Source organism: Agrococcus sp. Ld7, assembly GCF_045064095.1.
Taxonomy (GTDB): domain Bacteria; phylum Actinomycetota; class Actinomycetes; order Actinomycetales; family Microbacteriaceae; genus Agrococcus.
Genome location: NZ_JBISGY010000023.1, coordinates 180900 through 190194, shown reverse-complemented (window position 1 = coordinate 190194; position 9295 = coordinate 180900). Strand labels below are relative to the sequence as shown.

Genomic DNA, 9295 nt, shown 5'->3' with positions numbered 1-9295 from the left:
GGGCGGACGGGCGGGGCGGGGCGGGGCGCGCTACGCGGCCCAGCGGGCCGCGAGCCGGTGGTAGCTCGCCTCGATGCCCGCATCCATGCCGCTCGCGTAGGCGCCGTCGCGTACCTCCTTCGACGGGTAGACCGTCACCGTGCGCATGTTCGTCACCCCATCCGCCTCGGTGAACGTCGTCGTGTTGATCGACGGCGGCACCTCCATGCCCTGCATCGCTGAGCCGCCCATCCGCTCGACGGTGACGATGCGATGCGGCTCCTCGGCCTCGAGCACGTCGCCCGAGATCTCGAGCTCGCCGCTACCGTCGACTCAGACCCAGCGGAACGAGCCGCCCGTGCGCATGTCCATCTCGCAGGTCGGGAACTCGGTCTCGGGATCGGGCCCCAGCATCCAGGTGCGCACGATCGCGGGATCCGTGTAGGCCCTCCACACCTCGCTCGCCGGCGCGGCGAATTCGCGCTCGTAGGCGATCGAGGTGTCGTCGGGCAGTTCGAATCGTGTCTTCATGATCATTCCTTCGATGGGTGACCGGATGCCTCCGGCCGGAGTCCCGACGAGAGGTGCGCATCGAGGCGGTCGAGTCGGGCGTCGACCTGCACCTCGAACCGCGAGACGAACACCGCGGCGCGGATGAGCGGCGCGAGCTCGATGAGGCGGTGGATGCGCTGCGCATCGCGCTCGGCCCTGACAAGACCGGCTTCCCCCAGCACCTTCAGGTGCTTCGAGACGGCCGGCTGGCTGAGCCCGGCGAGCGCCGTGAGCTCGGTGACGGTCGCGGGCCCGGAGCGCAGCCGGAGCAAGATGCGCCGGCGCGTGCGATCGGAGAGCGCAGCGAAGATGCGATCGAGTGTGTCGTCGTCCACGGTCGGCTGCGCCATGCTGCACCTCGCTTCCATCACCAGTCAGTTCTATAACTACTTGGCAATGTAGACCCGGCGCATGGCTGCGTCAACCCTCGATGACACGAGGCAGGCGCCGTCGTCAGCGTCGCTCGCCGGCGGCGAGCGACGCGGCGCGGCCGACGAGGCGCTCGAACGGGCCGCGCGCTCCGCTCGCTGCCAGGACAGCCCCGATCGCGAGCGCGATGGCGACCTGCACGGCCCAGCCGCCCCATCCGCTCACGATCGCCGGCGCCACCTCGATGAGCAGACCAGCGGCGAGCGAGTAGCCGACGACGTGCACGATGTAGATGGTCAGCGGCGCGCCGCCCGCGGCCCGGAGTGGTTCGATCGCCCGCAGCGTTCTCGGCGAGCACCGCTGCACGAGCAGGCCGAGCAGGCCTATCGCCAGCAGCGCGATGCCGGCGGTGCGCGCCATGTCGGCGGGCGTGCCGGTGTGGGGCGCCGCCAGCAGCTGCCAGAGGGGCCCCTCATCGGGCGCCGCGCCGTACCCGTTGCTCAGCAGCCAGTCACGCGCGACCGAGGGCTCGCCGGGCGCCACGACGTCCGAGAGCAGCAGCACGCCGAGCTCGCTCATCGCCACGCCGATGCCCGTGAGCAGCGCGCCCGCACCGGCGACGCGCGTGAGCATCGCGCGCTCGGTGCCGGCTGCCCGCGCGGCGAGCAGCCCCCGCATGAGGAGCATCCCGATGAGCAGGTACCCGAGCCAGATGAGCGCCGGGTAGACGCCCGTGAGCAGCACGTCGTTGACGGCGGGCAGGAGCGATTCGAGCGGTCCGAACACATCCGACGCCCGATGGAGCGAGGGCAGGTGCGAGCCTGCCCATGTGACCACCGACCCGCCGCCGAGCACGATCGCCGTCGCGAGGGTCGCGAGCAGCCACGAGGGTGCGAGCAGCAGCGGCGCGGCGAGCGCGATCGCGACGCCGAACGGCACGAGCACCACGTAGACGGCTGTCGCCAGCGGCGCGATCAGCACGCCGAGCAGCGCAACGACAGCGCCGCGCGCCAGCGTCGCCCTGACCGCTCCCCCGCGATCGCCTGCGACCAGCCTCGCGCGCCCGGCGAGCGTCACGCTCACGCCGCCCAGCACGGCGAAGAGCGTCGAGGGCGGACCGTCGACGAGCGCGACGACCGCCGCGGGCATCGCCTCCGCGCTGCCGAGCGTGTGCGCTGCCATCATGCCCGCGACCGCAACCAGCCGCGCCAGATCGATGCCGACCAAGCGCCCGGCCGCGCGATCTCGAACGGCCGGATCCCCGGCATCGGGATGCAGGGTGCCGCTCACGGCTCTATCGTGCCGCACCGCAGCGCGCCCCAGCGACGCATCCGCCGGCCGGCCTGCGATCCGGGCGCGGGAAGCGTCAGCTGCGCGCCCACTCCTTCTCGAGCCACTTCTCGGCGCGGTGCTCGGCGATGACGCGGCGTGCGGTGCCGGTCTTCGATCGCAGCACGAGCGACTCGGTGCGGATCAGCGGACCCTTGCGGCGCACGCCGTCGAGCAGCTGCCCGTCGGTCACGCCCGTGGCGACGAAGTAGGTGTTGTCGCTCGCGACCAGGTCGTCGAGCCCCAGCACGCGATCCAGGTCGTGGCCGGCGGCGACGACCTTGCGGTGCTCCTCGTCGCTCTGCGGCGAGAGCCGGCCCTCCATGAAGCCGCCCAGCGCCTTGATCGCGCATGCGGTGATGACGCCCTCGGGCGTGCCGCCCGCACCGGCGCACATGTCGATGCGGCTCTCCCAGCGGGAGGCATTGATGCCGCCGGCGACGTCGCCGTCGCGCATCAGGCGGGTGCCAGCGCCTGCCGAGCGGATCTCCTCGATGAGCTCCGCGTGGCGGGGACGGTCGAGCACGGCGACGACGACATCCTCGACATCCTTGCCCGTGGCCCGCGCGTACTCGCGGATGTTGTCGCCGATCGACTGCTCGAGGGAGATCACCCCGATCGCCTCGGGGCCGGCGACGAGCTTGTCCATGTAGAAGGCGTCCACCGGGTCGTACATCGTGCCGCGGTCGGCGACAGCGATGACGCTGAGCGCGTTCTGGCGGCCGGCAGCGGTGAGCGAGGTGCCGTCGATCGGGTCGACCGCGATGTCGGCGGAGGGCCCGCGGCCGTTGCCGACGTGCTCGCCGTTGAACAGCATCGGCGCCTCGTCCTTCTCGCCCTCGCCGATCACGATCACGCCGTCGAACGCGACCGTCGCCAGGAAGGTGCGCATGGCGTCGACCGCAGCCCCGTCCGCGGCGTTCTTGTCACCGCGACCGATGTACGGCACGGCCCGAATGGCGGCCGCCTCCGTCGCTCGCACGAGCTCCATGGCGAGGTTGCGGTCTGGGTTGTCGAAGACCGGGGCCTTCTGCGAATCGCTGTGCGGCACGGGGAGTCCTCCATCGGATCGGGGCGTGCCTTCGAGCCTAGTGACGGAAGCGGCGCGAACGGACATGGTGGCGGGGAAAGTAGCGCCGTTCCTTCGCGAGCAGCGCGTCAGTCGAACTCGGCGATCACCTCTGCGATCGCCGAGAGGATGATCGCCGACGAGGAGGCGCCGGGATCGGGGTAGCCCAGGTCGGGCGTGGAGGCGTCGTACCGATCCTCGAAGGCCGCGGTCTCGACGGCGGCTTCCTCCGCGACCCCCGCGGCGTGCGCGGCGGCGTCGAGCCCGGTCTCGCCGCGCTCCAGGTGCACGTGCGCGTCACCGAGCGCCGGAGCGAGCGTGTCGACGATCGACTTGTCGCCGATGGCAGCGTCGGTGGAGGACTCGAGCGCCTTGAGCGCCGCGTCGACGATCGCCACCGGCCCCTGCGCGAGCACGCGGGACGCCGCCGTGCCCATGGCGCCCCACAGCGAGTTCGCGCCACCCTCCTCCGCGGCCCACGCGGTTGCGGCAGCGGCGAGCGCCTGTCCCTCGTCGGCCTTGGCGGCCGCGGCCTGGGCGGCGGTCGCACCGGCCAGGATGTTGAAGCCGTGATTGCCGTCGTCGGCGACCGCATCGAGAGCATCGAGCTCCTCGCGCGCTTCCGCGAGCGCGATCACGATGCGGTCGAGTGCCGCGCGGACGATGGCGTCGTGCTGCTGCATGGTGCCTCCCTCACGCTCTCCCGCTGAGCGGGTGCGTGCCAGAAGCCTAGACCGCGCGTGCAATCCATTGGCGAGAGCCCCGCGCGTCGCCGAATCGCCGCGCCCGCACGAGACCGACCTAGACTGAGGCTCATCCCGCGCGGCCCGCGAACGGCGACCGCGCCCCAGACGAGTCAGGAGCTGTGCCATGCCGGTCGCAACACCAGAAGAGTATGCAGAGATGCTCGACAAGGCGAAGCAGAACGCCTTCGCCTACCCCGCCATCAACGTCTCGTCATCGTCGACGATCAACGCGGTGCTGCAGGGCCTCACGGAGGCCGGCTCGGACGGCATCATCCAGGTGACGACCGGTGGCGCCGACTTCTTCGCTGGCCAGAGCGTGAAGAACCGCGCGGGCGGGGCGATCGCGTTCGCGCGCTTCGTCACCGAGGTCGCGAAGGCCTACCCGATCAAGGTCGCGCTGCACACCGATCACTGCCCCCAGGATGCGCTCGACGGCTTCGTCTTCCCCCTGCTGGAGGCGAGCGAGGCCGAGGTCAAGGCCGGTCGCGCTCCGCTGTTCCAGTCGCACATGTGGGATGGCTCTGCCGTGCCGCTGGAGGAGAACCTCGAGATCGCGAAGCAGATCCTGCCTCGCACGCACGCGCTCAACCAGGTGCTGGAGGTCGAGATCGGCGTCGTCGGCGGCGAGGAGGACGGCGTCAGCCACGAGATCAACGACCAGCTGTACACGACGCTGGACGACGCGGTCGCGATGGTCGAGGCGCTCGGCCTCGGCGAGCACGGCCGCTACATGGCGGCGCTCACGTTCGGCAACGTGCACGGCGTGTACAAGCCCGGCAACGTGAAGCTGCGCCCCGAGCTGCTCGGGCAGATCCAGGCGGGGATCGCAGAGAAGTTCGGCGAGGGTCGCCCCGAGAGCGGGCCCAAGCCGCTCGATCTCGTCTTCCACGGCGGCTCCGGCTCGTCGGACGAGGAGATCTCGACCGCCGTCGCGAACGGCGTGATCAAGATGAACATCGACACCGACACGCAGTACGCGTACACGCGCTCCGTCGCGGGCAGCATGTTCACCGGCTACGAGGGCGTGCTGAAGATCGACGGCGAGGTCGGCAACAAGAAGCTCTACGACCCGCGCGCGTGGGGCAAGGCGGCGGAGTCGGCGATGGCGGCTCGCGTCGTCTCGGCGACGCAGCAGCTCGGCTCTGCGGGCTGGTCGAGCAAGTAGCACGCACGACAGCGGGGCCCCTCGTCTCGAGGGGCCCCGCTGTCGTATCGGGAGCGCTACTCCCAGTCGTTCGAATCGACGATGCTGTCGGTGCCCTCGGGGAGCACGGTGTCGTCCACGCCGTTGTCGTCGGTGTCGATGCCCGCCTGCGTGCCGCCGTGCTCGTCGGGGATGTCGGCCGGGTCATCCGACTCCCACTCCTCGTCGCGCAGCTCGGCGCCCTCTGGCGCATCCTCGCTGTCGATCTCGTCGAGGTCGTCGGTCGCGAGCACCCGGTCGTCGTCGGCCGGCTCGCCGAGCGACTCGTCGAAGTCCTCGCCCTCCGCCATCCGGTCGGCCCACTGGTCGTCCTGGGGCTGGGCGTCCGTGGTTGCTCCCTGGGGCTGTGCGTCAGTCATGGCCCGATCGTATCGACGCCACCTGAGCCCCGCCAGAGCGGTGCGACGATCAGCGCTTGCGGCTCGGGCGCAGCTCCTTCGGCAGCGAGAAGATGAGATCCTCCTCCGCAGTGCGCACCTCGGTGATGCTGGCGTAGCCGGCATCCTCGAGCTCCTGCAGCACCTCGCGCACGAGACCCTCCGGCACGCTCGCGCCGCTGGAGATGCCGATCGACTCGACGCCCTCGAGCCACTCCTGCTGGATCTCGCTCGAGTAGTCGATCCGGTAAGCCGCCTTGGCGCCGTGCTCCAGTGCGACCTCCACGAGACGCACCGAGTTCGACGAGTTGGCGCTGCCGACCACGATCACGAGGTCCGCCTCGGGAGCGACCTTCTTGATGGCGACCTGGCGGTTCTGCGTGGCGTAGCAGATGTCGTCGCTGGGCGGATCCTGCAGGTTGGGGAACCGGATGCGCAGGCGGCGCACGGTCTCCATCGTCTCGTCGACCGAGAGCGTGGTCTGGCTCAGCCACACGAGTCGGTCGGGGTTCTGCACCTGCACGGTGTCGGCCTCCTCGGGGTTGTTCACGATCGTGACACGCTCGGGCGCATGCCCCGCGGTGCCCTCGACCTCTTCGTGGCCCTCGTGCCCGATGAGCAGGATCTCGTAGTCGTCACGCGCGAAGCGCACCGCCTCGCGGTGCACCTTGGTGACCAGCGGACAGGTCGCGTCGATCGCGTCGAGCCCGCGATCCGCGGCCTCCTGCACGACCGCGGGGCTGACGCCGTGGGCGCTGAAGATGACCCGGGCTCCCTCTGGCACCTCGTCGACCTCGTCGACGAACACCGCGCCCTGCTCGGTCAGCTGGGAGACGACGTGCTTGTTGTGCACGATCTCCTTGCGCACGTAGATGGGGCCCTCGTACTGGCCGAGCGCCTTCTCGACCGCCAGCACGGCGCGGTCGACGCCGGCGCAGTACCCTCGGGGGGCGGCGAGCAGGATGCGCTTCTCGCCCGCGACGGGCAGATCCTGGAGCCGACCTCGGCGGACCATCGGCCGCGGCATGTCCAGCGGCACCCTTCCATTCGTGATCGTCACACGCCCAGTCTACCGTTGGTGCGAGGCGGCCGACCCAGAGACCGCTTTCCGCGAGGACCTGAGGAGCAGCATGGCCGAACGCATCACGGGCACGCCCGACGAGCCGTGGAGCGTCGCCCAGCTGGGCGCCGAGCTGAAGACCTACATCGGGCGCCTCGGCCACCTCTGGATCGAGGGTGAGATCACCCAGTGGTCGAACTCCCGCGGCAACGTCTTCGGCAAGCTCAAGGACGTCACGGGCGACGCCACCGTCTCCTTCAACGTCTGGAGCTCCGCGCTCAGCCGCATCGAGGGCGAGTTCGCGCAGGGCGACCGCGCGGTGCTGCTCGTCAAGCCCGACTACTGGCCGCGCGGCGGCACGCTGTCGATGGTCACGCAGCAGATCCGCCACGTCGGCCTCGGCGACCTGCTCGCACGCCTCGAGGCGCTGCGTCGGAAGCTCGCCGACGAGGGGCTGTTCGACGCGGCTCGCAAGCGCCCGCTCCCCTTCCTGCCGAATCGCATCGGCCTCATCACCGGGCGCGACTCGGACGCCGAGAAGGACGTGCTGCGCAATGCCCAGCTGCGCTGGCCGGGCGTCGAGTTCCGCGTCGAGCACGCGGCGGTGCAGGGCGACCAGACCGTGCCGACCGTGCTCGCGGCGCTCGCGCGGCTGGAGGCCGACCCCGAGGTCGACGTGATCGTCATCGCGCGCGGCGGCGGCGACTTCCAGAACCTGCTGGGCTTCAGCGACGAGGTGCTCGTGCGCGCCGTCGCGGCCGCGACCACGCCCGTGGTCTCGGCGATCGGACACGAGGCCGATCGCCCGCTGCTCGATGACGTCGCGGACCTGCGGGCCTCGACGCCGACGGACGCGGCGAAGCGGATCGTGCCGGATGTCGCCGAGGAGCTCAACCGCATCACCCAGGCGCGCGCGCAGCTGCGCGCCCGCGTCACCCAGCACGTGCAGCGCGAGGCCGAGCGGCTCGAGGCCTTCCGCACCCGGCCGGCGCTCGCGCGGCCCGAGACCATGATCGACTCGCTCGCGCAGGATCTCGCTCGGCTGACCGCCCGCAGCGATGAGCTCACCGCGCGCGTCGTCGACCTGGGCGGCCAGCGGCTCGACCACCTGCGCCAGACGCTGCGCGCGCTCAGCCCGCAGGCGACGCTCGACCGCGGCTACGCCGTCGTGCAGACCGCGACCGGCTCGGTCGCGCGCGACGCGGCCGCGCTGACCGCGGGCGACGCGCTGCTCGTGACCCTCGCATCCGGGACGCTCGACGCCGAGGTGCGCGCCGCGCATCCCTGACGGGGCCGATGGCGCGGGCCGCCGCAGCGCCCGCCCGAGGTCCTCAGCGCTGGCCGAACCGCGTGCGCGCGAAGAACAGGCCGACGAGCGAGATCACGGCGATCACCATGTAGTAGATGCTGGGCGCCTGGAGCGACCCGGTGGTGGCGAGCAGCCAGGTCAGCACGAGCGGCGCGATGCCGCCGAGCACCGTGACGCCCACGTTGTAGGCGACCGAGAGCCCGGTGCCGCGCACCTCTGCTGGGAACATGTTCGACAGCAGCCCCGGCAGCGGCGCGAAGTAGAACGCCATGATGAGCCCGAGCAGCGCGATGACGAGCACGAGCGCGGTGACCGTGCGGAGCGTCACCATGATCTGGAAAAGCGGCCAGGCCAGCAGCAGTGCGGCGACCGCCGCCCAGGTCATGATCCTGGCTGGCCCGACGCGGTCGGCAAGGCGCCCCACCAGCGGCGAGCCGACGATCGTGATCGCACCCGCGACGACGCCGCCGAGGAACGCGGCATCCGCCGGGATGTCCAGGTTCGTGACGGCGAAGGTCGGCATGTACAGGATCAGGTAGACCGAGATGGTGGCGACGCCGATCACGGCGGATGCGACCAGCAGGCGAGCTGCGTGGTTGCGGAACAGCTCTCCGAGCGGCGACTTGGCGCGATCGGCGCTCGTGAGCTCGTCGGGCTCGGCCAGGCGCGCGCGGATGTACAGGCCGACCGGGCCGATCAGCAGGCCGACGAAGAAGGGGATCCGCCAGCCCCAGGCGTAGAGATCCTCCTGCGACAGCCAGGTGTTGAGCGCGAAGCCGAACGCCGAGGCCAGCAGCATCGAGCCGCCCTGCGCGGCGATCTGCCAGGAGGCGTAGAACATTTTCTTGTGCGGCGCGGTCTCGATGAGGAACGTCGTCGCGGTGCCGAACTCGCCGCCGGCCGAGAAGCCCTGGATGAGGCGCGAGAGCAGGATCACGACGCCGCCCCAGACGCCCACGACGGCGTAGGTGGGGGCGACGGCCATCAGCAGCGTGCCCACCATCATGAGCAGCAACGTGAGGGTGAGCGCATTCTTGCGGCCCTTGCGGTCGGCGTAGCTGCCGAGCACCATGCCGCCGAGCGGGCGGATGAGGTAGGTGATCGTGAAGGTCGCGAACGTCAGGATGAGGCCGAAGGCGCCGTCCTGCTCGGGGAAGAAGTTCGCGGCGATGACGACGGCGAAGGACGCGTAGACGATGATGTCGAACCACTCGAGCGCGGCGCCGATTGAGCTCGAGATGACCGCCTTGCGAGCCGCGGCGAGCCGCTCCGGCGTTGCTTGGGGTGCGGTGGTGGTCATG

Annotated in this window: 9 protein-coding genes and 1 pseudogene; 2 read left to right on the top strand and 8 right to left on the bottom strand. The window is 70.9% G+C overall.

Going from position 1 to position 9295, the window contains the following annotated elements; translation table 11 throughout:
* Positions 1–30 precede the first annotated feature (30 nt).
* The 5 genes and pseudogenes from ACJJVL_RS04355 to ACJJVL_RS04335 form a co-directional block, all read right to left on the bottom strand.
* Positions 31–510, bottom strand: a pseudogene (locus tag ACJJVL_RS04355) (SRPBCC domain-containing protein).
* A gap of 2 nt (positions 511–512) precedes the next feature.
* Positions 513–881, bottom strand: a complete 369-nt coding sequence (locus ACJJVL_RS04350) for an ArsR/SmtB family transcription factor (protein WP_405217088.1) — start codon at positions 879–881, stop codon at positions 513–515.
* Between the two features lie 103 nt (positions 882–984).
* Entirely contained in the window at positions 985–2190 is a 1206-nt protein-coding gene (locus ACJJVL_RS04345) for a heparan-alpha-glucosaminide N-acetyltransferase domain-containing protein (RefSeq protein ID WP_405217087.1), read from the bottom strand.
* Between the two features lie 76 nt (positions 2191–2266).
* Complete coding sequence (glpX, locus tag ACJJVL_RS04340; protein ID WP_405217094.1) at positions 2267–3220, bottom strand: class II fructose-bisphosphatase; 954 nt, start codon at positions 3218–3220, stop codon at positions 2267–2269.
* A 167-nt stretch (positions 3221–3387) separates the two neighbouring features.
* The gene (locus ACJJVL_RS04335; RefSeq protein WP_405217086.1) at positions 3388–3981 is read right to left on the bottom strand and encodes a DAK2 domain-containing protein; all 594 of its coding nucleotides are present in this window, start codon (positions 3979–3981) and stop codon (positions 3388–3390) included.
* A 187-nt stretch (positions 3982–4168) separates the two neighbouring features.
* Here ACJJVL_RS04335 and fbaA point away from each other — a divergent pair, with 187 nt between their 5' ends.
* Positions 4169–5209, top strand: coding sequence for a class II fructose-bisphosphate aldolase (gene fbaA / locus ACJJVL_RS04330; protein WP_405217085.1), 1041 nt, complete (start codon positions 4169–4171; stop codon positions 5207–5209).
* A 56-nt stretch (positions 5210–5265) separates the two neighbouring features.
* Here fbaA and ACJJVL_RS04325 read toward each other — a convergent pair whose 3' ends face one another.
* Complete coding sequence (locus tag ACJJVL_RS04325; protein ID WP_405217084.1) at positions 5266–5607, bottom strand: hypothetical protein; 342 nt, start codon at positions 5605–5607, stop codon at positions 5266–5268.
* Positions 5608–5656: 49 nt separating this feature from the next.
* A complete protein-coding gene (locus ACJJVL_RS04320) occupies positions 5657–6652 on the bottom strand; it encodes a 4-hydroxy-3-methylbut-2-enyl diphosphate reductase (protein WP_405217093.1) in 996 nt (331 codons plus the stop codon).
* A gap of 103 nt (positions 6653–6755) precedes the next feature.
* On the opposite strand from ACJJVL_RS04320, the gene xseA reads away from it, so the two are divergent.
* Complete coding sequence (gene xseA, locus ACJJVL_RS04315; RefSeq protein WP_405217083.1) at positions 6756–7973, top strand: exodeoxyribonuclease VII large subunit; 1218 nt, start codon at positions 6756–6758, stop codon at positions 7971–7973.
* 43 nt (positions 7974–8016) lie between these two features.
* On the opposite strand, the gene ACJJVL_RS04310 is transcribed toward xseA, so the two are convergent.
* Positions 8017–9294 (bottom strand): MFS transporter, encoded by a 1278-nt coding sequence (locus tag ACJJVL_RS04310; protein WP_405217082.1) that lies wholly within the window; start codon positions 9292–9294, stop codon positions 8017–8019.
* Position 9295: the final 1 nt, after the last annotated feature.